The organism is Methylobacterium sp. FW306-05-D, from assembly GCF_058782155.1.
In genome coordinates this window covers 63,591-86,892 of the sequence record NZ_JBYSXL010000001.1, presented here as the reverse complement: position 1 = coordinate 86,892, position 23,302 = coordinate 63,591, and the positions used below count along the sequence as shown (strand labels likewise).

Sequence of the window (23,302 nt, the reverse complement as noted above, 5' to 3'; positions counted from 1 at the left end):
GGTGGCGCGCGGCGCCACGCTCGATCCGCAGGTTCCGCTCGGCGCCGGTGGCCTCCGTGCGCGTTGGTACGCCCTCCGGGCCCGCATCGTGGCCGACCCGCGCTTCCAGCGCTGGGCTGCCGGCTTCCCGCTGACCCGGCGCATCGCACAGTCGAACACCCGGGCGCTCTTCGATCTCTGCGCCGGGTTCACCTATTCGCAGACCTTGTTCGCCTGCGTCCGCCTGGATCTCTTCGACATCCTGTCCGAGGGGCCCGTCCCGGAAGCGACCTTGGGTGCACGCATGGGCCTGCCCGCCGAGGCTGCGGCACGCCTTCTCAGGGCGGCGGCCTCCTTGCGCCTGATCCGATGCTTGCCGGATGGACGCTATCTGTTGGCGGATCTCGGTGCCGCCCTGGTCGGCAACCCGTCGGTCGCCCGGATGATCGAGCATCACGCCCTGCTCTACGACGACCTGCGCGATCCCGTCGCGCTCCTGCGCGGCGAGGCGGGGCGGACCCATCTCGCGGGTTACTGGCCCTATGCGAGCGAGGATGGGGTCGGTCTGAAGGCGGAATCAGTTGCGGCCTATAGCGGCCTGATGTCGGCCTCGCAGGCCTTGATCGCCGAAGATATTCTCGATGCCTACCCGATGCGGCGCCACGCCTGCCTGATGGATGTCGGCGGTGGCGAGGGCGCCTTTCTCGCGGCGGCGGGCGGAACGGCGCCCAGCCTCCGGCTCCGATTGTTCGACCTGCCGGCGGTCGCCCGGCGTGCGGAGGAGCGGCTTGCACGGGCCGGGTTCGCAGACCGCGTCGAGGCGTTCGGCGGGAGCTTCCACTTCGATCCGCTTCCGCACGGCGCCGATGTGATCACCCTGGTGCGGGTCGTCCACGATCACGACGATGCGGCCGTCCGCATCCTGCTCAAGGCCGTCCGGGAGGCGCTGCCCCCGGGCGGGCGTCTGGTCCTGGCCGAGCCGATGAGCGGCACGCCCGGCGCAGGGCCGATCACCGACGCCTATTTCGGGTTCTACCTGCTGGCGATGGGGAGCGGGCGCTGTCGCACGGTCGAAGAATTGACGGTGCTGCTCGCCGAAGCTGGGTTTGCGCAAACCCGCGAACTCGTCACCCGGCGTCCACTCCTGACGCGCCTTCTCGTGTCCACGCGATAAGACAGCGATAAACGTAAGTTGGGCTTGACGTTCGAAAGTGTCTATCTAGGATGACATAACGAGTTCAAAGCGAAACGAACCGAGTCGGTGGAACAGGGGAGGGCAGGCTCGATGCAAGCGAACGCCGTCGTCCTTCGCGCTCCGGGCAAGCTCGGCATCGAGAGCCTTGACATTGACGCTCCCACTTCCCGCGATGCGGTCGTCGCCGTGCGTTGGAGTGGAATCAGTACCGGGACAGAACGCCTCCTCTGGACGGGCCGGATGCCTGCCTTTCCCGGAATGGGTTATCCGCTGGTGCCCGGCTACGAGTCCGTCGGCGAGGTGGTGGAGGCCGGCGCCGACAGTGGCGTCCGCCTCGGACAGACCGTGTTCGTGCCCGGTGCCCGGTGCTTCGGACCCGTGCGTGGGCTCTTCGGCGGGGCTGCCTCACATCTCGTCAGTGCCGGGGATCGGCTGGTGCCCATCGACGAGGCCTGGGGGGAGCGTGGAGCCCTGATCGCGCTGGCCGCCACGGCACGCCATGCCCTCGCGGGCATCGACCTGCAGCGTCCGCTCCTCATCATCGGCCACGGCGTGCTTGGGCGTCTGGTCGCGCGGATCGCCCAGGCGCTCGGCGGAAGCCCTCGGGTCTGGGAAACCAATCCCGTCCGCCGCTCGAACGACGAAGCGTATCCCGTTTTCGCTCCAGATGGCGACGACCGGCAGGACTACGCCACGATCCTCGATGTCAGCGGCGACTCCGCGATTCTCGATACGGCCATCGCACGCCTCACCCAGGGCGGCGAGATCGTTCTCGCCGGCTTCTACGAAGGCCGTCTCGGGTTCGACTTCGCGCCGGCCTTCCTTCGCGAAGCCCGTATCCGCGTGGCTGCGCAATGGCGGCCGGAGGATCTCGCCGCGACCCTTGCGATGGTCGCTGCCGACCGCCTCTCTCTCGACGGCCTCGTCACACATCGGCGCCCGGCCGCGGATGCTCCCGATGCCTACCGCACGGCCTTCGGCGAGCCCGAATGCCTGAAGATGATCTTGGATTGGAGAGCCGCATGAACATCCAGCTGAAGAATACGCAGCTGAACGGCGGCGCCCTGAAGGCCTCCGATGCCCTGCGTGCCGAGGCCGGCATCGAGCCCGACCCCGTGCCGGTGGTCGCCACGAAGGCCACGCAGATCATCGCGATCTACGGCAAGGGCGGCATCGGCAAGTCGTTCACCCTGGCCAATCTCAGCTACATGATGGCCCAGCAGGGCAAGAAGGTCCTGCTCATCGGCTGCGATCCGAAGAGCGACACCACCTCGCTCCTGTTCGGCGGACGCGCCTGCCCGACGATCATCGAGACCTCGACCAAGAAGAAGCTCGCCGGCGAGGCGGTCGCGATCGGCGACGTCTGCTTCAAGCGCGACGGCGTCTACGCGATGGAACTGGGTGGACCGGAGGTCGGGCGCGGCTGCGGCGGCCGCGGTATCATCCACGGCTTCGAACTCCTGGAGAAGCTCGGCTTCCACGAGTGGGGCTTCGACTACGTCCTCCTCGACTTCCTCGGAGACGTGGTCTGCGGTGGCTTCGGTCTGCCGATCGCCCGCGACATGTGCCAGAAGGTCATCGTCGTCGGTTCGAACGACCTGCAGTCGCTCTATGTGGCCAACAACGTCTGCTCGGCGGTCGAGTACTTTCGAAAGCTCGGCGGCAACGTCGGCGTGGGCGGCCTCGTCATCAACAAGGATGACGGCACCGGCGAGGCCCAGGCTTTTGCGGCAGCCGTCGGGATCCCGGTCCTGGCCTCGATCCCGGCCGACGACGACATCCGCAAGAAGAGCGCGAACTACGAGATCATCGGCCGGCCCGAGAGTCCCTGGGGCTCCCTGTTCGCCGACCTCGCGCAGAACGTCCACGAGGCGGCTCCGAACCACCCGATGCCCCTCAGCCAGGACGGGCTGCTCGGCCTGTTCAAGGGCGAGGCCGTCGGCCGGGGCGTCACCCTGGTGCCCGCCACCTTCGAGGATATGTGCGGCACGACGCAGGTCGTGAAGCCGTCCCTCGAAGTCGTCTACGACGAGGTCTGACGCATCATGGCCGTCACCCTCGATATCGCCGATCTCCGCGCCCGTAAGGAGCGCCCGGCCTCGCACCTCGCGCCGGCGCCCTCAACGTCCGCCGAGCTGGTGAACCTCGCCGCCGCGAAGGAGGATGGTCTCGGCTGCCATTCCGGCAAGGCCACGATGCGGGCGGCCGCCGAGGCCGCCGGGATGTCCGATACGCTGGAGCAACTCCGGAAAGACTACCCGACGGGCCCGCACGACCAGCCCCAGAGCATGTGCCCGGCCTTCGGCTCGCTCCGCGTCGGTTTGCGGATGCGCCGTACGGCGACGATTTTGTCCGGCTCGGCCTGCTGCGTCTACGGGCTGACCTTCACCTCGCATTTCTATGGGGCGAAGCGGAGCGTCGGCTACGTGCCCTTCAACTCCGAGACTCTGGTAACCGGCAAGCTGTTCGAGCATATCCGCGAGGCAGTGTTCCAGGTGGCCAAGCCGGTCGACTACGACGCCGTCGTGGTCATCAACCTCTGCGTGCCCACCGCCTCCGGCGTGCCTCTCCGCCTCCTCCCCAAGGAGATCGACGGGGTCCGCATCATCGGCATCGACGTTCCCGGTTTCGGCGTTCCCACGCATGCCGAGGCCAAGGATGTGCTGGCCGGTGCGATGCTGAAATTCGCCCGCTCGGAGGCCGAGCAGGGTCCCGTCCAGGCTCCCCGTACCGGCCGAGCCGAGCGTCCTACCGTGGCTCTCCTCGGGGAAATGTTTCCCGCCGATCCGGTAGTGATCGGTGGTCTCCTGGAGCCCCTCGGTCTCAGCGCCGGTCCGGTCGTTCCCACGCGGGAGTGGCGCGAACTCTACGCAGCGCTCGACTGCACGGCCGTGGCGGCGATCCACCCGTTCTACACTGCGTCCCTCCGCGAATTCGCGTCTGCCGGGCGACCGATCATCGGCTCTGCGCCTGTGGGGCACGACGGCACCGCCGACTGGCTCGACCGCATCGGCGAAGCCTGCGCCGTGCCGCGCGCCACGGTCGAGGCGGCAAAGAACCGCGTTCTTCCCATGATCAGGGGCGCGCTCAGTGCAAATCCGATTCGGGGCCGTATCACCCTGTCGGGCTACGAGGGCTCCGAGTTGCTGGTCGGCCGTCTCCTCGTGGAGAGCGGCGCGGATCTCGCCTACGTCGGCACCGCCTGTCCCCGCACGCCGCATTCCGAGGCCGACCGGGACTGGCTCGAGGCCCGGGGCGTCACGGTCCGCTACCGGGCGTCCCTCGAGGACGACCTTGCGGCCCTGATGGATGTCCGGCCTGACCTCGCGATCGGAACCACGCCCGTGGTGCAGAAGGCCAAGGCGCTGGGTATTCCCGCCCTCTACTTCACCAACCTGATCTCGGCCCGTCCCCTCATGGGCGTGGCCGGCGCCGGGTCGCTTGCCAAGGTCATCAACGCGGCCCTCGGCAATCGGGCGCGCTTCGACGCCATGCGGGACTTCTTCGACGGGGTTGGCACGGGTCACGCCGCCGGCATCTGGGAGGACGTGCCCAAACTCCGCCGCAACGTCGCGTCGGCGACGCGCGGCAAGCCCGCTCATGATCCGATCGGGGAGATGGTCTGATGCTCGTCCTCGATCACGACCGGGCGGGCGGCTACTGGGGCGCCGTCTACGTCTTCACAGCCATCAAGGGCCTGCAGGTCGTCATCGACGGTCCGGTGGGCTGCGAGAACCTGCCCGTCACCTCGGTGCTGCACTACACCGATGCCCTGCCGCCGCACGAATTGCCCATCGTGGTCACGGGCCTCGCCGAGGAAGAACTCGGCCGCCACGGCACCGAGGCGGCAATGAAACGGGCGCACGCCACCCTCGACCCGGCCCAGCCGAGCGTGGTGGTGACGGGCTCCATCGCCGAGATGATCGGCGGCGGTGTGACGCCGGAGGGCACCAATCTCCAGCGCTTCCTGCCGCGCACCATCGACGAGGACCAGTGGCAGGCTGCCGACCGGGCCATGGCTTGGCTCTGGAACGAGTACGGCGCTCGGCGCTTCGCCAAGAAGGGCATCCCGGCCCGGCCGCCTCGCCAGGAGGGCGTCAAACCGCGGGTGAACCTGATCGGGCCCGCCTACGGCACCTTCAACATGCCCTCGGACCTCGCCGAAATCCGCCGCCTGGTGGAGGGGATCGGCGCTGAGGTGAACCTCGTCTTTCCCCTCGGCTCGCACCTCGCCGACGTGCCTGCCCTGGTGAATGCCGACGCCAACATCTGCCTCTACCGCGAGTTCGGCCGCCTGCTCTGCGAGGCCCTGGAGCGCCCCTACTTCCAGGCCCCCATCGGCATCCATTCGACCACGCGGTTCCTGCGGGCACTGGGCGAGGCGCTGGGCCTCGACCCCGAGCCGTTCATCGAGCGGGAAAAGCACACCACCATCAAGCCGATTTGGGACCTCTGGCGCTCGGTGACGCAGGATTTCTTCGGCACAGCGAGCTTCGGCATCGTGGCTTCCGAAACCTACGCACGGGGTGTCCGGCACTTCCTCGAGGATGAAATGGGGCTGCCCTGCCATTTCGCGGAGTCGCGCAAGGCCGGTGCCAAGACTGACAACGCCGCCATTCGCGAGATGATCGCGAAGAACCCGCCGCTGGTACTGTTCGGGTCCTTCAACGAGCGGATGTACGCGGCCGAGGCCGGCGCGCGGGCGGTGTTCGTGCCGGCCTCGTTCCCGGGCGCCATCATCCGGCGGCACACGGGCACGCCTTTCATGGGCTTCGCAGGGGCGACCTACCTTGTCCAGGAGGTCTGCAACGCGCTCTTCGACATGCTGTTCCACATCTTGCCGCTGGCCCGCGACATGGACAGGGTCGAGGCGACACCCGCGCGCCTTCACCGCGAACTGCCCTGGGACGAGGCGGCCCGCGCTCGGCTCGACGAAATGGTCGAGGCCCATCCGGTTCTGGTGCGCATCTCGGCGGCCAAGCGCCTGCGTGACGCCGCCGAGCGCGTCGCACGCGGGGAGGGCGGCTCCCGCATCTCCCTGAATCATGTCGAACGTGCCCGCGCCGAGGCCAGCCTGGGAGCCGCCGCATGAGCGCGCATCCCGGCCTCAGCCCCCATTCCTTTTCCGGCTGGAACGGCGCGGCGCCGTCCAGTCGGTCGATGCCGACCCCGCGCGTCCCGAACTGGATGCGTCCCGCCGCGGAACGCCAGAAGGAGATCCATCCCATGCAACGTTCGCTGAATCCGGTGTCGCGCCTGCATCAGGACGAGGTCCAGTTCCGGATCATCCTGGCCACGACCTATCCCTTCTTCCTCGTCGCGGCTCTCGTGCAGCGCGTGATCCCGCAGGCCAAGACCACGCTGCCGCAGAGCCGGCGCTCGGTTTTCGCCGAAGCCCGGGCCATGGCCGTCTCGGCCATTCCCTTCGTGTTCATGGGCTGAGTTCGCCCTCGGGTCGAGGCCTTCCGCCCGCCCCCGATCGACCTCCCGTCCGAACAGGCGGGAAGGACCGCCGAGGCCGCTCCGCGCGGTCCGGTGACACCCGCCGTACCCGGAAATGCGGGCGCGGCTAGTCAAAGCGGAGGTTTGAACCGATGGCCAATGGCATTGTCGAGAAACCGAGCAGCCTGTCCGGGCTGACGGAACCGGAAGCCAAGGAGTTCCACGCGATCTTCTTGACGAGCTTCATCATCTTCACGGCGATCGCCGTGGTCGCCCACATCCTCGTTTGGCTGTGGCGTCCGTGGCTGCCCGGACCGAAGGGCTACGCAGCCCTCGAGATGGCGGCCCAGGGCGTCGTCTCCCTGCTCTCCTGAGAGGACCCTCATCATGCACAAGGTCTGGCTTCTCTTCGATCCGCGCCGCACCCTGGTGGCGCTCTTCACCTTCCTGTTCGTTCTGGCACTGCTGATCCACTTCATCCTGCTCAGCACCGACCGGTTCAACTGGCTGGAAGGCCCCAAGGCACCGCGCGCTGCCAACGCGCAGACGCTGGTTCTGCCGACGATGCCCGCCTGACCGGCGCCGCACCCGACGCGAAGTACCCCAAAACACGGATGATCGGCGGGCGGGCGCCAGGCCCCCCGTCGACCATCGCCGAGATACGTGACGGTGGCCTGGGAGGTCGCGATGGCGATGCTGAGCTTCGAACGAAAATACCGCATCCGCGGCGGCACCCTGGTCGGCGGCGACCTGTTCGATTTCTGGGTCGGTCCCTTCTATGTCGGCTTCTTCGGCGTCACGACGCTGTTCTTCTCAGTGCTGGGCACGGCGCTGATCATTTACGGCGCGGCCCTCGGACCGACCTGGAACATCTGGCAGATCAACATCGCACCGCCCGACCTGAAATACGGGCTCGCCCTCGCGCCGCTTCAGGAGGGCGGCCTATGGCAGATCATCACCTTCTGCGCCGTCGGCGCCTTCTCCTCCTGGGCCCTGCGCGAGGTCGAGATCTGCCGAAAGCTCGGTATCGGCTACCACGTGCCCTTCGCCTTCGCGATGGCGATCTTCGCCTACGTTACCCTGGTGGTGATCCGACCGCTTCTGATGGGCGCCTGGGGGCACGGGTTCCCCTACGGCATTCTCTCCCACCTCGATTGGGTCTCGAACACCGGCTACCAGTATCTGCACTTCCACTACAATCCGGCGCACATGCTGGCGGTGACGTTCTTCTTCACCACAACGCTGGCGCTCTCGCTCCACGGCTCGCTGATCCTGTCCTCTACCAATCCCGGCAAGGGCGAGGTGGTGAAGACGCCAGAGCACGAGGACACGTTCTTCCGTGACACCATCGGCTACTCGATCGGGACGCTTGGCATCCACCGTCTCGGCCTGTTCCTGGCGCTGTCCGCCGGCTTCTGGAGCGCTGTCTGCATCGTCATCAGCGGCCCGTTCTGGACCCGCGGCTGGCCCGAATGGTGGGGCTGGTGGCTCAATCTCCCGGTCTGGCGCTGATCTCGGAATAGGGAGGCTCGTGACACCATGGCCTACTACCAGAACATCTTCTCAGAAGTGCAGGTCCGCCCGATCGAGCCGGAACACGGCATCCCGGTGGATGTCGACAAGCGCTGGGGCCGACCCTTCAACTCCTACCTCTTCGGCCTCATTGGCAACGCCCAGGTCGGACCGATCTATATCGGTTATCTCGGGGCGCTCTCCTTTGCTTGCGGTCTGATTGCCTTCGAGATCATCGGCCTCAACATGTGGGCGAGCGTGAACTGGGACCCGGTCCAGTTCGTCCGGCAATTGCCCTGGCTTGCTCTCGAGCCTCCGCGTCCGCAATACGGTCTCCGGATCCTGCCTCCGCTGGCCGAGGGCGGCTGGTGGCTGATCGCCGGCTTCTTCCTCACCGCCTCGATCCTGCTCTGGTGGTTGCGGCTCTTCCGTCGGGCCAAGGCGCTGGGGCTCGGCTACCACGTGCCTTGGGCCTTCGCCTCGGCGATCTGGCTGTTCCTGGTCCTCGGATTCATCCGGCCGGTGCTGATGGGTTCCTGGAGCGAGGCTGTGCCCTTCGGCATCTTCCCACACCTCGACTGGACCGCCGCGTTCTCGCTCCGCTACGGCAACCTCTTCTACAATCCCTTCCACATGCTCTCGATCGTCTTCCTCTACGGGTCGACGCTGCTCTTCGCGATGCATGGCGGCACCATCCTGGCGGTCAGCCGCTTCGGCGGCGAACGCGAGATCGACCAGATCGTCGATCGTGGAACCGCCACCGAGCGCGCCGCTCTGTTCTGGCGCTGGACCATGGGCTTCAACGCCACCATGGAGTCGGTCCACCGCTGGGCCTGGTGGTTCGCGGTGCTGACGACGCTCACCGGCGGCATCGGCATCCTGCTCACCGGCACGGTCGTCGACAATTGGTACCTGTGGGCGGTCAAGCACGGCGTCGCTCCCTCCTACCCGCAGGTCTACCCGCCCGTCGTCGATCCCTTGAGTGTGTCGCCCACCACCATTCCCGGGGGAGCTCCATGAAGACCTTCTTCACCGTCCTCGGAGCTTCCATCGCCTTCTTCCTCACGGTGGCGATGGTCGGTCTCACAGATTGGGACCGGCCGCCGCTGGCGGTCCATCAGAACGGCTTTCGCGGGACCGCGATGGCGCAGGTCCATACCCGCGACGCCGTCGAGGAGATCAGGGAGGCCAACCTCGCACCGGTACCCGCCGATCCGGCCGAGCCCGGCGAGGAACTCGCCGGTACGACGTACGAGAACGTTCAGGTCCTCAAGAACGTCAGCGTCAACGAGTTCAATCGGCTGATGGCTTCGATGACGGAATGGGTCAGCCCCGAGCAAGGCTGTACCTACTGTCACAACACCGAGAACATGGCCGACGACAGTCTCTATCAAAAGAAGGTCGCTCGCCGGATGCTGCAGATGACGCAGTACATCAACAGCTCCTGGAAGGAGAACCATGTCGGCGGTGCCGGCGTCACCTGCTATACCTGCCACCGGGGTCAGCCGGTGCCGGCCAACATCTGGTTCACCGCTCCGGGTCCGAACCGCCCGGGCGGCTTCATCGCCCGCAACAACGGGCAGAACATGGCGGCGCCGTCGGTCGGCCTGGCCTCGCTCCCCTACGACACCCTCACCGAATACCTCGCCGACAAAACCATCGACAACAACGCGATCCGGGTCAACGCGACGACGGCCCTGCCGACGACCAAGGGCAAGCCGATCCAGGATGCGGAGAAGACCTACGGCCTGATGATCCACATGTCGGAGGGGCTGGGGGTCAATTGCACCTTCTGTCACAACACCCGGGCGATCTCGAACTGGTCGCAGAGCACCCCGCAGCGGACCACCGCTTGGCATGGTATCCGGATGGTCCGGGACATTAACGGCAACTATCTCGAGCCGCTGCTGTCCACCTTCCCGCGGAACCGACTCGGTGCTCTGGGCGACGTACCGAAGGTCAATTGCACGACCTGCCACAACGGAGTCAGCAAGCCGTTGAACGGGGCACACGTGGTCGAGGCTTATCCGGAACTTGCAAAGTCCACCGAAACCGCCAGTGCTGCCGATCCCAAGGCACCCGAGACCACTGCCCCGATGCAGCCGGCCACTCCGCAGTAAACTCGCTTTACCATAGATCAAAGGAAACGCCGCCGAGGTCTCCCCCGGCGGCGTTTCGCTATACAATCGGATCTGATCCCGGTCCGAACGATCTCGGTTTCACTGCTTCTTGGTGGCCAGATAGGCGATCACGTCGTCGATCTTCTTGTCGTCGGGGTAGCCGGCGAAAACCATCTTCGTCCCCGGCACCTTCGCCTTTGGGTTCTTCAACCACTCGTGCAGGTTTGCCTCGTCCCAGGTGATCCCGGAACCCTTCAGAGCAGCGGAGTAATTGTAGCCTTCCTCCGAAGCGGCCTTGCGCCCGACGACACCGGTGAGGTTCGGCCCGACGCCATTCTTGCCGAAGGCATGGCACGCCTTGCAGGGCGCGAATGCCTTCTCGCCCGCTGCGGCATCGCCCTCCGCATGGGCTGCCATGGGCAGCAGAGCGGCAAACAGGGCACCGAAGATCGTATACCGCATGGAGTTTCCTCTCAGATCGCTTTGGGTGACCTGACATACGTAAAGCGCAGCTGCTGAAAGTAACGCGAACGACGCGAAAGTTCACTGTAACGTGATGGTGTTTCCGCGGATTAAAACTGCCGGCCCTATGGCCGATACTCGTGGTGCTGCCTATCCTCAGACCGCCGCGCGCATTTGGTCGCCTGGATAAAGCGATGCCGGTCCAGCCGTCCGACGTTTGTCAGTTCCTCGATCGCTCCGGGTGGAGTCAGGCGCGTCTCGCCTGGGAACTCGGGATCAACCAGCCTCGGATTTCGCGTTTCGTCACCGGCATGAAAAAGCCGAACCGGGAACTGCAGGGTCTGCTCGAAGCCTTTTTCGCGAAGGATCCCCGGGCTCGTTCAAGTCTACACGGGAACGCGATCTCTGCGCTGAGCACAAGCATCATAGGCTCTGCACCCGCCTGAACCAGCGGCCATTCATGCCGTTGAGGTATCGATCCATCCAGTCTTTGTGTTGGACGGCTGGACGAGACGCGCCTTAGCCTTGATCCCGCAAACGGTCGCCGAGGTCCCGTCGGGGCGCTTTCGAGAATGACCGATGTCCACCGAGGCGAAGGCCGGGTGGTCCATTCTCAGGGAGAGACGCCATGGGCGCCGGTCTGGTCATGACCGCGGCGAAGCGGAGCCGTATACGGCTTCTCATCGTCACGATGCTGTTTATCGCCACCACCATCAATTACGCCGATCGTGCGACGCTCTCGATCGCCGGTCCCTCGCTCGCCAAGGACCTCGGCCTCGACGCCGTCTCCATGGGCTACGTCTTCTCGGCCTTCGCCTGGTCCTACGTTCTCGCTCAGTTGCCCGGCGGATGGCTGCTCGACCGCTATGGGGCCAAGTGGGTCTATGCCGGCGCGATCTTCCTCTGGTCGACCTTCACCCTGATGCAGGGGGCGGTCGGCTTCTTCACCGGCTTCGCCGCCGTGGCGGTGCTGTTCAGCCTGCGCCTTCTCGTCGGTTTGGCCGAGGCCCCGGTCTTTCCGGCCAATGCGCGTATCACCGCGGCTTGGTTTCCCACCTCCGAGCGCGGCACGGCATCGGCGTTCTTCAACTCGTCGCAGTACTTCGCCACCGTGCTGTTCACGCCCCTGATGGGCTGGGTGGTGCACCATTACGGCTGGCATCACGTCTTCACCCTGATGGGAGCCCTCGGTATCGCCTTCGCGCTGCTCTGGATTCAGGTGATCCATGGACCCAGGGAGCACCCGGGGATCAACCAGGCCGAGCGCGATTACATCGAGGAAGGGGGGGCCCTTCTCGACATGGACGGGCGCGGCGCCAGTGCGCCGGTCGATGCCGGCAAGACGATCAAGCAACTGCTGTCCAATCGCATGCTGCTCGGCATCTATATTGGTCAGTACTGCATCACCACCCTGACATATTTCTTCCTGACCTGGTTCCCGGTTTACCTGGTGAAGGAGCGCGGCCTGTCCATCCTGCAGGCGGGCTTCGCCGCAGTGCTGCCGGCCCTGTGCGGCTTCGTCGGAGGCATTCTGGGAGGCTGGCTCTCGGACCTGCTGCTCAAGCGCGGCTACTCGCTGACCGCCGCACGGAAGATTCCGATCGTCGGCGGTATGCTGCTGTCTATGAGCATCATCGGCTGCAACTACGTCCAGGCGGATGCGGTCGTGATCGGCCTGATGGCGCTCGCCTTCTTCGGAAAGGGGATCGGTGCCCTCGGCTGGGCGGTGGTTTCCGATACCTCGCCGCGCTCGACCGGCGGTCTGAACGGCGGCCTGTTCAACACCTTCGGCAATACCGCCGGCATCACCACGCCGATCGCCATCGGCTACATCGTTCAACAGACCGGTTCGTTCAACGGCGCCCTCGTCTTCGTCGGCCTGAACGCGCTCGTGGCCGTGTTCTGCTATCTCGTCATCGTCGGCGAGATCAAACGGGTGGAGTTGCACTGATCGGCTCTCTCCGTTCGAACCGTCACGGAACCGCGGCCGTGGGGAAACCCCCGGCCGCATCGTCGTCGCGAGGCGTGATGCTCGATTTCGGCCAACTCCGCTGCTTTGCCGCTGTCGCGGAGGAACTGCATTTCGGTCGAGCGGCGGCGCGTCTGAACATGACGCAGCCGCCGCTGTCGCGGCAGATCCAGGTCCTGGAGCGGGTTCTCGATGTGCAGCTTCTTGATCGAACGAGCCGTTCGGTCCGGCTTACCGCCGCCGGGCGCAGCTTTCTTCCGGAAGCGCTGCGGATTCTGAGGCTGGCCGAAACGGCGACCTACGTGACGCGGCAGGTCGCCGCCGGGCGGGCAGGCGTCCTGAAGCTCGGATTCACCGCGGCCTCTGCCTATGATTTCCTGCCGCGCCTCGTCATCGCCTGCCGGGGCGCGATGCCGGACGTCACCCTGTCGCTGCGTGAGATGGTGACCAAGGATCAGATCGAGGCGATTCTTTCCGGCCAGATTGATGCCGGGTTCATCCGCCCGCCGGTCAACCATCCTGAACTCGAAGCCGAACAGGCACTGGCCGAGCCACTGGTCGTCGCACTGCCGGCGGACCATGCTCTCGCCGACCGGACGACCCTCAGTCTCGGAGATCTTCATGGGGAGGCCTTCGTAGGCTACGCCCCCCATGAAGCGAGTTACTTCCACGACCTGCTGGTCGGGTTGTTCGCCGGGGCCGGACTTCATCCGCGCATCGTCCAGCAGTTGACCCAGATTCACTCGATCCTCGCCCTCGTGCGTGCCGGTATCGGCATCGCTCTCGTGCCGACAGCCGCCGAGCGCCTCCGCTTCGAAGGCATCGCATTCCGGCCGCTCGCCCTCGTGGCACCGAGACCGGCCGAGCTTCATCTGGCCTGGAAGCGAGACAGCGATGTGCCGCTCCTGGCCCATCTGCGGGCGCTCCTCCGCGACCTCGCCTGACATCGCGTCGGAGATCGATGCGATCCCTGCATTGATCGATCCATCCTTTGGTTTGGACCGGCATCGCCGGGGTTCCTAGAACGGAGAACGCAAGACGGCGCGCAGACGCCGCGGCAGCAGATTCGGGAGAACATTCATGCAGCTCGATTCCAAGGGCTCATCACCGCGCGGCGCTTCCCGCACCCCGGTCGTGACCGCCATGAAGGTGGTGCCGGTCGCTGGCCGCGACAGCATGCTGCTCAATCTCAGCGGTGCCCACGGCCCGTTCTTCACGCGCAATCTCGTGATTCTCACCGATTCCACCGGCGCCACGGGCCTGGGCGAAGTCCCCGGTGGTGAGCGAATCCGGCAGACCCTCGACGATGCCGGCGACCTCGTCATCGGTCGCCCGATCGGCGAGTGGCAAGCGGTGCTGAACGCGATGCGCACGCGCTTCGCCGACCGTGATGCCGGTGGCCGTGGTCTTCAGACCTTCGATCTGCGCGTGACCATCCATGCCGTCACGGCCGTCGAGTCCGCTTTTCTTGATCTGCTCGGTCAATTCCTCGACGTGCCTGTGGCAGCCCTCCTTGGGGAGGGCCAGCAGCGCGATGCGGTCGAGATGCTGGGCTATCTGTTCTATGTCGGCGACCGCCGGCGCACCGATCTTCCCTATCGGGAGCCGGAGGCCCGCGACGGCTGGTTTCGGCTGCGTGACGAGGAAGCGCTGAGCCCCGACGCGGTGGCACGCCTCGCAGAGGCCGCCTACGAGACCTACGGCTTCAACGACTTCAAGCTGAAGGGGGGCGTGCTCTCGGGCGAAGAGGAGATCGCGGCGGTGACCGCGATCCACGAGCGCTTTCCCAAGGCACGCGTCACCCTGGACCCGAACGGCGCCTGGTCGCTCACGGAGGCCATCGCGTTGTGCAAGGGCCGTGGTGACGTCCTCGCCTACGCCGAGGACCCCTGCGGAGCGGAGAATGGTTTCTCCGGTCGAGAGATCATGGCCGAGTTTCGGCGCGCCACCGGTCTTCCCACCGCGACCAATATGATCGCCACCGACTGGCGCCAGATGAACCACGCCATTCAGCTCGGTTCGGTCGATATCCCGCTGGCCGACCCCCATTTCTGGACGCTTGCCGGTTCCGTCCGTGTCGCCCAGCTCTGTCGAGACCATGGCCTGACCTGGGGCTCGCATTCGAACAACCACTTCGACGTGTCGCTCGCCATGTTTACCCACGTGGCCGCCGCAGCTCCCGGGCGGGTTACCGCCATCGATACCCACTGGATCTGGCAGGACGGCCAGCGTCTGACCAAGGAGCCCCTGCAGATCAAGGGCGGCCTTGTGAGGGTGCCCGAGCGTCCGGGCCTCGGGATCGAAATCGACTGGGCCGAGGTCGAGGCTGCGAACGCACTCTACCAGCGCCACGGACTCGGCGCCCGCGACGATGCGATCGCGATGCAGTTTCTGATCCCCGACTGGACCTTCGACAACAAGCGCCCCTGCCTCGTCCGATAATCCCGCCTCGCGCGCTGAACACATAAATCCCGGAGACGCGACGATGACCGACATCCTCACCAATCACTTCAAGGCGGCCTTGAATGCCGGACAGCAGCAGATCGGTCTCTGGTGCAGCCTCGCCAGCCCGATTTCGACAGAGGTCGTCGCCGGTTCGGGCTTCGACTGGCTGCTCCTCGACATGGAGCACTCCGCCAACGACCTGCGCGACGTCTACGCGCAGGTTCAGTCCATGATGGAGAGCCGAGCCCACGCGATGGTGCGGGTGCCGAGCGATGAGCCCATCACAATCAAGCGTATTCTCGACACCGGCGTGCAGTCGCTGATGATCCCCAACATCGACGATGCCGACCAGGCACGCCGCGCCGTCGCCGCGACACGCTACGCCCCGCGTGGCGTGCGTGGTTTCTCGCAGGCGCCCCGCGCCGCCCGCTTCGGCCGCATCCCCGACTATCATGCCCGCTGCGAGGCGGAGATCTTCGTCGCGGTCCAGATCGAGTCGCGTCGTGCCCTGGACAACCTTGAGGAGATCGCCGGCGTGGAGGGCGTCGACGGCGTCTTCATCGGGCCCGGCGATCTCTCGACCAGCCTCGGCTATCTCGGCCAGCAGAACCATGCAGACGTGGTCAAGGTGGTGCAGGACACGATCGCTCGCATCCGCAGCACCGGCAAGCATGCCGGCATCCTCACCGCCAACGAAGACCTGGCTCACCGCTACATCAAGGCCGGCACCCGCTTCACCGCGGTCGGCTCGGATATGGGTCTCCTCGCCCGCAACTCCGAAGCGCTGGCCGCGCGCTTCCGCTGACGCCATCACCTGGGAGACGGACATGAACGTCGGATTCATCGGCCTCGGAATCATGGGCGCGCCCATGGCCGGCCACCTGATTGCGGGCGGACACAGCCTCGCCCTCAAGACCCGCCGGCAGGTGCCCGAGGTTCTGGTCTCGGCCGGCGGCAGGGCCTGCGCGACCGCGGCCGACGTCGCCGAACACTCGGACGTCGTGATCCTGATGCTGCCCGACACACCCGACGTCGAAGCCGTCCTGTTCGGTGTCGACGGTGTCGCCAAGGGCGTCAAGCGCGGGGCCGTGGTGGTCGACATGAGTTCGATCTCGCCCATTGCGACCCGCGACTTCGCAGCGCGCCTCGCCGACCAGGGCGTCGACTACCTCGATGCTCCCGTGTCGGGCGGCGAGGTCGGTGCCAAGAACGCGGCGCTCTCGATCATGGTCGGCGGTAAGGTCGAAGTCTTCGAACGGGTCAAGCCACTCTTCGACCTGATGGGCAAGGCCGTGACGCATGTCGGCGACACAGGGGCCGGTCAGGTAGCGAAGGTCGCGAACCAGATCATCGTGGCGCTGACCATCGAGGCGGTGGCCGAGGGGCTGCTTTTCGCCTCCAAGGCGGGGGCCGATCCGGCCAAGGTTAGACAAGCGATCACCGGCGGCCTTGCGACCTCGCGCATCCTCGAACTGCACGGGGAGCGCATGATCAAGCGGACCTTCGATCCGGGCTTCCGCATCGCCCTGCACCAGAAGGACCTGAATCTCGCCCTGGAAGGCGCCAAGTCGCTCGGCCTCGCCCTACCCGGCACGGCGCTGACGCAGCAGCTGTTCTCGATCTGCGCCGCCAACGGCGTGGGTGACAAGGACCACTCGGCCCTCGTTCGCGCCCTCGAGATCATGGGAAACCACCCCGTGGCCGAAGGCTAGCGCCGCGAGCCTTCGGCCGGTCAAATCCGGGCGAAGGCCGCCGCATCCGCGACCTGTGCAGTTGTCGGCGTCACGCCGGTATAGCGGATGAACTGCTCCAGGCCCTGCAGCACCAGGACCGAATGGCCCTCGATGCGAGGCTTGCCCAGACCTTCGGCCGCGATCAGGAACGGCGTCCGCGACGGCAGAGCCACGACATCGAAGGCGACCGTCGCGGCAGCGATCGTCAGCTCGGGAAACGCGAGGGTTGCGGCCTCCGCACCTTCCATTCCAAGCGGCGTCGCGTTGATGAGGAGCGGCGCGGAGTGATCGCCGAGTTCGATCGCATGGGTGAAGCCATAGCGTGCTGCCAAGGCGCCACCCGCTGAGCCATTGCGGGCGATGATCGTCCCTTCCCGGAAACCGCCATCGCGCAGCGCCGCCGCGACGGCTTTGGCCATGCCGCCGGAGCCGCGAAGCAGGAAGGGCGTCGCCGGATCGATGCCCTGCTGCGTCAGCAGGCGACGCACGGCGATGTAATCCGTGTTCGACCCCGTGAGACGGCCATCGTCATTGACGATTGTGTTGACGCTCTCGATCGCACGCGCGGAGGGATCGAGCGCATCGAGAAGGGGGATCACGCGTTCCTTAAACGGCATCGAGACCGCGCAGCCGCGAATGCCGAGGGCACGGATGCCGGCGATCGCGCCCGGCAGGTCGCTGGTCGCGAACGCCTTATAGACGTAATCGAGTCCGAGCAGCGCGTAGAGCCGGTTATGAAAGCGCGAGCCGAAATGGCCAGGACGTGCCGAGAGCGACATGCATAGCGTCGTATCTCGTCCGATCGGCGGACGTCTGGGGAGGTCGCTCTCCTCGAGATCCCGATCTCCGGACATTCTCAGGGCTGGGAAGCGGTGAAGAACCTCGGATTCAGGGCCGCGAGGGCGAGGAGGGGCGGGGGCATGATGACTCCGGCAACCCGCATGGCGCGAGCGGCCGCGCGGCACGACGCCTGATCGTTCGCTCCAGCGGCTGCCTCGATCTGAGCCACGACCGCTGGATCGGGCTTCGGGCTCGGTGCGGGGGCACCGGGCGCGGGCGGAGCTTTCGCTGCGGCATTGGCCTGCGCCAGGGCGGTCTTACCAGCGCTGATGGGCGCCCTGGTGTCGCTGCTCGATACTTTTGCGTCGGTGTTCGTCGGCCCGCTCAAACCGGATTTCTGCTGCGGATCGCCCCCGGCCGTCGAGGGCTGTCCGTCGCTCTTGCCCGACGAATTCGAGACGGCAGTCGCCTGTGCCGGTGGCGTTGCCGCCTCTTGCTTCTTCTCCTCGGGCTTCTTCACGAAGGCCGCCAACTCCTGGCAGAGGTTCGCCGGACCCTTCGCAGCCGGCGCGGGTGCGGAGTCCTGCGCGAAGGCTGCGGGCCCTACGAGGCAACTCGACAGCAGCAAGGCGGCGATAGGCAGGTGGCGATTCATCTGCATTCCCCTGGAGTCCAGGTCCTTCGGTCGGTTCGGTTGCGCGCTCAGGAACGCTTTGGATGCGAGGGCTCGCCGGTCGCCTTGCCATGGGCCGATTCACCAGTGTCGTTGGTCCTCGGATCGCCGTTCCATTTCTCGCCCACGAGGTTGGTGCCCGGCTCCGACACGCGGGCGCCGGACGTCGCGAAGGCCTGATAGGCGAACTTCTGATTGCTCGTCAGGGCATACATGGCGGCGACACCGAGCCCGATGGCCGCGATGATGGCGAGGATGAAGGCTTTCATGATCGATTTCCTCGTCGCCGCGCGGGCGCCTTCGGGCAGGTGGGAGGATTACTCGGCAGCAGCGGGATGACGCCCGGAGAGTTGCGGGCCGCTGGCGGTCTTCGCCTGCTCCTGCTCCACCCAGAGATCGTGGTGCGCCCGGGCCCAGGCCAGATCGACCTTGCCGCTCCCCATGGCATCGTAGGCGCCCTTCATGCCGAGCGTACCAATGTAGATGTGCGCAAGGATGCCGGCGATGAAGGCGATGCCGATCAGCGAGTGGATCACCTGCATGACCTGCATGCCATTGATGTCTAGCAGCGCGAAGGGGAACAGCATCATCAGGCCGGTGACGCTCATGGCGACGCCGAAGCCGGCGACCATCCAGAAGACGCCCTTCTGGCCGGCGTTGAAGCGGGCCGCGTGCGGGTGCTTGTTGCCGATGAAGCCGCCGCCGGCCTTGATCCAGGCCCAGTCCAGGCGGTTGGGGATGTTGTCCTTGATCCAGACCACGAACATCATCGCGACGCCGAACATGAAAGGCCAGGCCAGGTAGACGTGGCTGTACTTGGCCCATTGCGCCAGGGCGCCGAAGGCCTCGGGGCCGATCAGCGGCATCAGCAGGCGCTTCCCGAAGATGTAATTCAGGCCGGACAGCGAGAGGATGATGAAGCACACGGCCGTCATCCAGTGCGTGAAGCGCTCGAAAGTGTTGAAGCGCAGGATCTTCCGACCGGATTCCTGACTGTGCTCCGTGAGGATGCGCCCGCGCCAGAGGAAGAACGCGCCCAGCGCGGCGATCATGCCGAGAATGAAGGCGGCACCAATCCAGGGCAAGTAGTGCTCGCGGAACGACTGGTACTCGCGGCCCTGCGGCTGGATCAGGTTCGCGGCCTTCCGGTCGGGGATGCTGATCCGGCCGGTGATCTTGTCGGCATTCTTGAAGAGGAATTCCTCGTTGACCGAATCCGCCGTGGGCTTGGCGCCCATCGGATTCTGCCCATCCTGGGTGATCGGGTTCTGCGCCTGGGCGGGCGCGAACGCCGCCGGTGCGGCCAGGAGCGTCGTGGCGACGACGAGGGTGCTGAGAAGCGTGACTGCCCGCCGCATCGGCGTTCCTTTCGATGGGGTATCGTCGCGAGATCGCCGGAGGTCCGGCGATCCCATGGGCGAAGATGCAGCGTTCAGAGCGCCACGGTCTCGCGGTAGGCCGTCTTCCAGCCCCAGGCGCCCGAGCCGTAGCCGCGCTTGATCACGCGCTGCTTGTAGATCTCGGCGATCATCTCACCGTCGCCGGCGAGGAGGGCCTTCGTCGAGCACATCTCGGCGCAGAGCGGCAGCTTGCCCTCGGCGAGGCGGTTCGAGCCGTACTTCTCGTACTCCGCCACCGACAGGTCCGGCTCCGGGCCGCCCGAGCAGTAGGTGCACTTGTCCATCTTGCCGCGCGAGCCGAAGTTTCCGACGCGCGGATATTGCGGTGCGCCGAAGGGACAGGCGTAGAAGCAGTAGCCGCAGCCGATGCAGATGTCCTTGGAGTGCAGCACCACGGCGTCAGCCGTGGTGTAGAAGCAGTTCACCGGACAAACAGCCGCGCAGGGCGCGTCGGTACAGTGCATGCACGCCATCGAGACGGAGCGCTCGCCGGGCTTGCCGTCGTTCAACGTCACGACGCGACGACGATTGATGCCCCAGGGCACCTCGTGCTCGTTCTTGCACGCGGTCACGCAGGCGTTGCATTCGATGCAACGGTCGGCGTCACAGAGGAACTTCATACGGGCCATAGTCGATGCGCTCCTCTCACGCGGCCTTGATCTGGCATAGGGTGCACTTCGTTTCCTGCATGCCCGTCACAGGATCGAAGCCGTAGGTGGTGACCGAGTTGACGCTCTCGCCGAGCACCACCGGGTCGGTGCCCTTCGGGTAGTAGTCGCGCATATCCTTGCCCTCGTACCAACCCGAGAAGTGGAAGGGCATGAACGCGACGCCCTTGCCGACACGGTCGGTGACGAGCGCCTTGACCTTGGCCTTCGAGCTGTTCTCGGCGCCGGTGACCCAGACCCAGGCCCCGTCCTTGATTCCACGCTCGGCGGCATCCCCGGTGTTGATCTCGACGAACATGTCCTGCTGCAGCTCGGCGAGCCACGGGTTCGACCGGGTCTCCTCGCCGCCGCCCTCGTATTCCACGAGTCGGCCCGAGGTGAGGATGATGGGGAAGTCGCGCGCCACATTGCGCTCGACCGCCGCCTTCTGCACCGAGAGGCCGATGTTCGGCATGCGGAACTGCCGCTCGTCCGGTCGGGTCGGATACTTCGCCACGAGGTCGGGACGGGGGGAGTAGACAGGCTCGCGATGCACAGGCACGGGGTCGGGCAGGTTCCAGGCATTCGCCCGGGCCTTGCCGTTGCCGAACGGGATCACGCCGTGGTCGAGGCAGACACGCTGGATGCCGCCCGAGAGGTCGGTCGCCCAGCTCACGGTATCCGGCTTGTCGCCACCGATCTTTAGGATGGTCGCGAGCTCGTCGGCTGTCAGGTCCTTGTCCCAGCCGAGCTTCTTGAACACCCCGAACGTGAATTCCGGGTAGCCGTCGGTGAGGTCGGAATCCTTGGTGAAGCTGTCCTCGGCCAGAAGCGTCTGGCCGTTGCGCTCGGTGCCGAAGCGGGCTCGGAAGGTGCTGCCACCGTCCTTCACGTGAAGCGACGTGTTGTAGAGGATCGCCGATCCCGGATGGCGAAGCTCGGGCTTGCCCCAGCACGGCCACGGCAATCCGTAATAGTCGCCGCCCACCTCCGGATCGTCCTTGGGCGCCCGCAGGGTGATGAGGTCGAACTTGTGCTGATTGCGCATATGCGCCTTCAGACGCTCCGGGCTCTGGCCGGTATAACCCGTCGACCAGCCGCCGCGGTTGATCTCCCGCAGCAGGTCCTCGGCCGAGGGGATGTTGTTCTCGACCTTGATGTTCTTGAACAGCGTCTCGGCAAAGCCGAGCTTCTTGGCTAGAAGGTAGAGCACCTCGTAGTCGTTCTTGGACTCGAAGGCTGGCTTCACGATCTGCTCGCCCCACTGGAGCGAGCGGTTGGAGGCCGTGCGGGACCCGTCCATCTCGAGGGAGGTGCAGATCGGCAGCAGGTAGGTGTTGTCCTGCCGGGCATCGAGGGCCGCGAAGGTGGTCGGGTGCGGATCGGCGACCACCAGCAACTCAAGCTTGTTCATGCCCTCGATCGCCTCGGGCAGGCGGGTCACGGTGTTGCCGCCGTGGCCGAAGACCATGAACGCCTTGATCGGACTGCGCTGATCGATCTGCTCCGGGGGCAGGTTCACGGCGTCGAACCAGCGCGTGGAGGTGATGCCCGGCGCCTCCATGTTCTCCTTGCGCGAGCGGGCCTTGCGGCCGGCTGCGGCGGGAACCTCGTCAAAGCGGGACTGCAACCACTCGTAGGGCACGTCCCAGACGCGAGCCCAATGGCGCCAGCCACCCTCGACGAGGCCGTAGTACAGCGGCAGCGATGTGACATCGAGGCCGAGATCGGTCGCGCCCTGCACATTGGTATGGCCGCGGAAGATGTTCGCCCCAGTGCCGGGCTTGCCGACGTTGCCGGTGGCGAGACACAGGATGCAGAGAGCGCGCACGTTGGCGGTGCCGACCGTGTGCTGGGTCGCGCCCATGCACCAGATCAGGGTCGCGGGCTTCTCCTTGGCGAACTTCTCCGCCACGCGGCGCAGCTGCTCGCCGGGCACGCCGGAGACGCGCTCGACTTCCTCGGGGGTCCACTTGGCGACTTCCTTGCGGACGTCGTCCATGGCGTAGACGCGCTGGCTGATGAACTCCTTGTCCTCCCAGCCATTCTGGAAGACGTGCCAGAGGATGCCCCAGACTACCGGGATGTCGGTGCCCGAGCGGATGCGCACGTACTCGGTGGCGTGGGCGGCCGTGCGGGTGAAGCGCGGATCGATGACGATCATGTTCGCGCGGTTGATCTCCTTGCCCGACAGGACGTGCTGCATGGAGATCGGGTGCGCCTCGGCGGGGTTGCCGCCCAGGATGATCATCGTCTTGGCGTTGCGGATGTCGTTGTAGGAGTTGGTCTGGGCGCCGTAGCCCCAGGTGTTGGCGACGCCCGCCACCGTGGTCGAGTGGCAGATGCGCGCCTGGTGATCGACGGAGTTGGTGCCCCAGAAGGCACCGAATTTGCGCATCAGGTACGCGGCCTCGTTGGTGAACTTGGCCGAGCCGAGCCAGTAGACCGAGTCCGCGCCGTTCTTCTCGCGGATGGCGCCGAGCTTGTCGCCAATCTCCTCGATGGCCTGCTCCCAGGAGACGCGCTGCCACTGGCCGCCGACGAGCTTCATCGGATACTTCAGGCGGCGGTCGGACGAGACCAGCTCACGGATGGCAGCGCCCTTGGCGCAGTGCGTGCCGCGGTTGATCGGGCTCGCATAGGACGGCTCCTGGCCGACCCAGACGCCGTTCACCACCTCGGCCGTGACGGTGCAGCCCACCGAGCAGTGGGTGCAGACGTTCTTCTTGATCTGCACGTCCGGCGAGGTCGCCGAGGAGCCGGCCGCTCGCGCCTGGCGCACCGAGCCGAGCTGGATCGTGCCGGCTGCCGCCAGGGCGCCGGCGGTCAGGCCGGACTTCTTCAGGAAGCCGCGGCGGTCGAGCACGCCGGCCGCGAGGCCCGCGGCGACGGCCTGGTGCTTGGTGCGGCTCGCCTCGCCGCTCTTGCGCTTGGTCAGCATCGCG

General features: G+C 66.2%; 24 protein-coding genes. 17 read left to right on the top strand and 7 right to left on the bottom strand.

All coding sequences use genetic code 11. The features are described from left to right. Position 1: 1 nt before the first annotated feature. From AC3WLN_RS00410 to pufC, 11 genes are all read left to right on the top strand, one after another. Positions 2 to 1,153, top strand: coding sequence for a methyltransferase (locus AC3WLN_RS00410; protein WP_492478871.1), 1,152 nt, complete (start codon positions 2 to 4; stop codon positions 1,151 to 1,153). Positions 1,154 to 1,264: 111 nt separating this feature from the next. Then, complete coding sequence (gene bchC / locus AC3WLN_RS00405; protein WP_492478870.1) at positions 1,265 to 2,200, top strand: chlorophyll synthesis pathway protein BchC; 936 nt, start codon at positions 1,265 to 1,267, stop codon at positions 2,198 to 2,200. Beyond that, entirely contained in the window at positions 2,197 to 3,213 is a 1,017-nt protein-coding gene (locus AC3WLN_RS00400) for a chlorophyllide a reductase iron protein subunit X (protein ID WP_492478868.1), read from the top strand. The genes bchC and AC3WLN_RS00400 overlap by 4 nt, the downstream gene beginning before the upstream one ends. Before the next feature lie 6 nt (positions 3,214 to 3,219). Next, entirely contained in the window at positions 3,220 to 4,800 is a 1,581-nt protein-coding gene (bchY, locus tag AC3WLN_RS00395; RefSeq protein WP_492478867.1) for a chlorophyllide a reductase subunit Y, read from the top strand. Continuing rightward, positions 4,800 to 6,266: a chlorophyllide a reductase subunit Z gene (gene bchZ / locus AC3WLN_RS00390; protein WP_492478865.1), complete on the top strand. Its 1,467-nt coding sequence runs from the start codon at positions 4,800 to 4,802 to the stop codon at positions 6,264 to 6,266. The genes bchY and bchZ overlap by 1 nt, the downstream gene beginning before the upstream one ends. Positions 6,267 to 6,400: 134 nt before the next feature. Next, positions 6,401 to 6,616 carry a hypothetical protein gene (locus tag AC3WLN_RS00385; protein WP_492478864.1) on the top strand — a complete coding sequence of 72 codons (216 nt, stop codon included), beginning with the start codon at positions 6,401 to 6,403 and terminating at the stop codon, positions 6,614 to 6,616. 152 nt (positions 6,617 to 6,768) lie between these two features. Next, positions 6,769 to 6,990, top strand: coding sequence for a light-harvesting antenna LH1, beta subunit (gene pufB / locus AC3WLN_RS00380; RefSeq protein ID WP_492478863.1), 222 nt, complete (start codon positions 6,769 to 6,771; stop codon positions 6,988 to 6,990). Between the two features lie 13 nt (positions 6,991 to 7,003). Then, the gene (gene pufA, locus AC3WLN_RS00375; protein ID WP_238278141.1) at positions 7,004 to 7,192 is read left to right on the top strand and encodes a light-harvesting antenna LH1, alpha subunit; all 189 of its coding nucleotides are present in this window, start codon (positions 7,004 to 7,006) and stop codon (positions 7,190 to 7,192) included. A gap of 111 nt (positions 7,193 to 7,303) precedes the next feature. After that, a complete protein-coding gene (gene pufL, locus AC3WLN_RS00370) occupies positions 7,304 to 8,128 on the top strand; it encodes a photosynthetic reaction center subunit L (protein WP_108034998.1) in 825 nt (274 codons plus the stop codon). A 27-nt stretch (positions 8,129 to 8,155) separates the two neighbouring features. Continuing rightward, complete coding sequence (gene pufM, locus AC3WLN_RS00365; RefSeq protein WP_492478862.1) at positions 8,156 to 9,148, top strand: photosynthetic reaction center subunit M; 993 nt, start codon at positions 8,156 to 8,158, stop codon at positions 9,146 to 9,148. Beyond that, the gene (gene pufC, locus AC3WLN_RS00360; protein ID WP_492478861.1) at positions 9,145 to 10,248 is read left to right on the top strand and encodes a photosynthetic reaction center cytochrome PufC; all 1,104 of its coding nucleotides are present in this window, start codon (positions 9,145 to 9,147) and stop codon (positions 10,246 to 10,248) included. The genes pufM and pufC overlap by 4 nt, the downstream gene beginning before the upstream one ends. A 99-nt stretch (positions 10,249 to 10,347) precedes the next feature. Here pufC and AC3WLN_RS00355 read toward each other — a convergent pair whose 3' ends face one another. Then, entirely contained in the window at positions 10,348 to 10,710 is a 363-nt protein-coding gene (locus AC3WLN_RS00355) for a c-type cytochrome (RefSeq protein WP_492478859.1), read from the bottom strand. Between the two features lie 194 nt (positions 10,711 to 10,904). Between AC3WLN_RS00355 and AC3WLN_RS00350 the strand changes: the two genes are divergently transcribed. The 6 genes from AC3WLN_RS00350 to AC3WLN_RS00325 all read left to right on the top strand — a co-directional run bounded on the left by AC3WLN_RS00350 (position 10,905) and on the right by AC3WLN_RS00325 (position 16,836). Continuing rightward, on the top strand, positions 10,905 to 11,156 hold the full coding sequence (locus tag AC3WLN_RS00350; RefSeq protein WP_492478857.1) for a helix-turn-helix domain-containing protein: 252 nt from the start codon (positions 10,905 to 10,907) through the stop codon (positions 11,154 to 11,156). A gap of 182 nt (positions 11,157 to 11,338) precedes the next feature. Beyond that, on the top strand, positions 11,339 to 12,661 hold the full coding sequence (locus tag AC3WLN_RS00345; RefSeq protein WP_492478856.1) for an MFS transporter: 1,323 nt from the start codon (positions 11,339 to 11,341) through the stop codon (positions 12,659 to 12,661). 77 nt (positions 12,662 to 12,738) lie between these two features. After that, positions 12,739 to 13,623 (top strand): LysR family transcriptional regulator, encoded by an 885-nt coding sequence (locus AC3WLN_RS00340; protein ID WP_492478855.1) that lies wholly within the window; start codon positions 12,739 to 12,741, stop codon positions 13,621 to 13,623. 136 nt (positions 13,624 to 13,759) lie between these two features. Next, positions 13,760 to 15,121 carry a glucarate dehydratase gene (gene gudD, locus AC3WLN_RS00335; protein ID WP_492478854.1) on the top strand — a complete coding sequence of 454 codons (1,362 nt, stop codon included), beginning with the start codon at positions 13,760 to 13,762 and terminating at the stop codon, positions 15,119 to 15,121. Positions 15,122 to 15,164: 43 nt separating this feature from the next. Beyond that, the gene (locus tag AC3WLN_RS00330) at positions 15,165 to 15,929 is read left to right on the top strand and encodes an HpcH/HpaI aldolase family protein (protein ID WP_492478853.1); all 765 of its coding nucleotides are present in this window, start codon (positions 15,165 to 15,167) and stop codon (positions 15,927 to 15,929) included. Between the two features lie 22 nt (positions 15,930 to 15,951). Continuing rightward, the gene (locus tag AC3WLN_RS00325) at positions 15,952 to 16,836 is read left to right on the top strand and encodes a 2-hydroxy-3-oxopropionate reductase (protein ID WP_492478852.1); all 885 of its coding nucleotides are present in this window, start codon (positions 15,952 to 15,954) and stop codon (positions 16,834 to 16,836) included. A gap of 20 nt (positions 16,837 to 16,856) precedes the next feature. Here AC3WLN_RS00325 and AC3WLN_RS00320 read toward each other — a convergent pair whose 3' ends face one another. From AC3WLN_RS00320 to AC3WLN_RS00295, 6 genes are all read right to left on the bottom strand, one after another. After that, positions 16,857 to 17,711 (bottom strand): shikimate 5-dehydrogenase, encoded by an 855-nt coding sequence (locus AC3WLN_RS00320; RefSeq protein WP_492478851.1) that lies wholly within the window; start codon positions 17,709 to 17,711, stop codon positions 16,857 to 16,859. A 2-nt stretch (positions 17,712 to 17,713) separates the two neighbouring features. After that, positions 17,714 to 18,292: a hypothetical protein gene (locus AC3WLN_RS00315; protein ID WP_492478850.1), complete on the bottom strand. Its 579-nt coding sequence runs from the start codon at positions 18,290 to 18,292 to the stop codon at positions 17,714 to 17,716. A 47-nt stretch (positions 18,293 to 18,339) separates the two neighbouring features. Then, positions 18,340 to 18,579 (bottom strand): hypothetical protein, encoded by a 240-nt coding sequence (locus tag AC3WLN_RS00310; protein ID WP_492478848.1) that lies wholly within the window; start codon positions 18,577 to 18,579, stop codon positions 18,340 to 18,342. A gap of 48 nt (positions 18,580 to 18,627) precedes the next feature. Next, positions 18,628 to 19,668 carry a formate dehydrogenase subunit gamma gene (locus tag AC3WLN_RS00305; protein WP_492478847.1) on the bottom strand — a complete coding sequence of 347 codons (1,041 nt, stop codon included), beginning with the start codon at positions 19,666 to 19,668 and terminating at the stop codon, positions 18,628 to 18,630. A gap of 74 nt (positions 19,669 to 19,742) precedes the next feature. Further along, a complete protein-coding gene (gene fdh3B / locus AC3WLN_RS00300) occupies positions 19,743 to 20,339 on the bottom strand; it encodes a formate dehydrogenase FDH3 subunit beta (protein WP_056467736.1) in 597 nt (198 codons plus the stop codon). Positions 20,340 to 20,355: 16 nt separating this feature from the next. Beyond that, positions 20,356 to 23,298 carry a formate dehydrogenase subunit alpha gene (locus AC3WLN_RS00295; protein ID WP_492478846.1) on the bottom strand — a complete coding sequence of 981 codons (2,943 nt, stop codon included), beginning with the start codon at positions 23,296 to 23,298 and terminating at the stop codon, positions 20,356 to 20,358. Between the last annotated feature and the right edge of the window lie 4 nt (positions 23,299 to 23,302).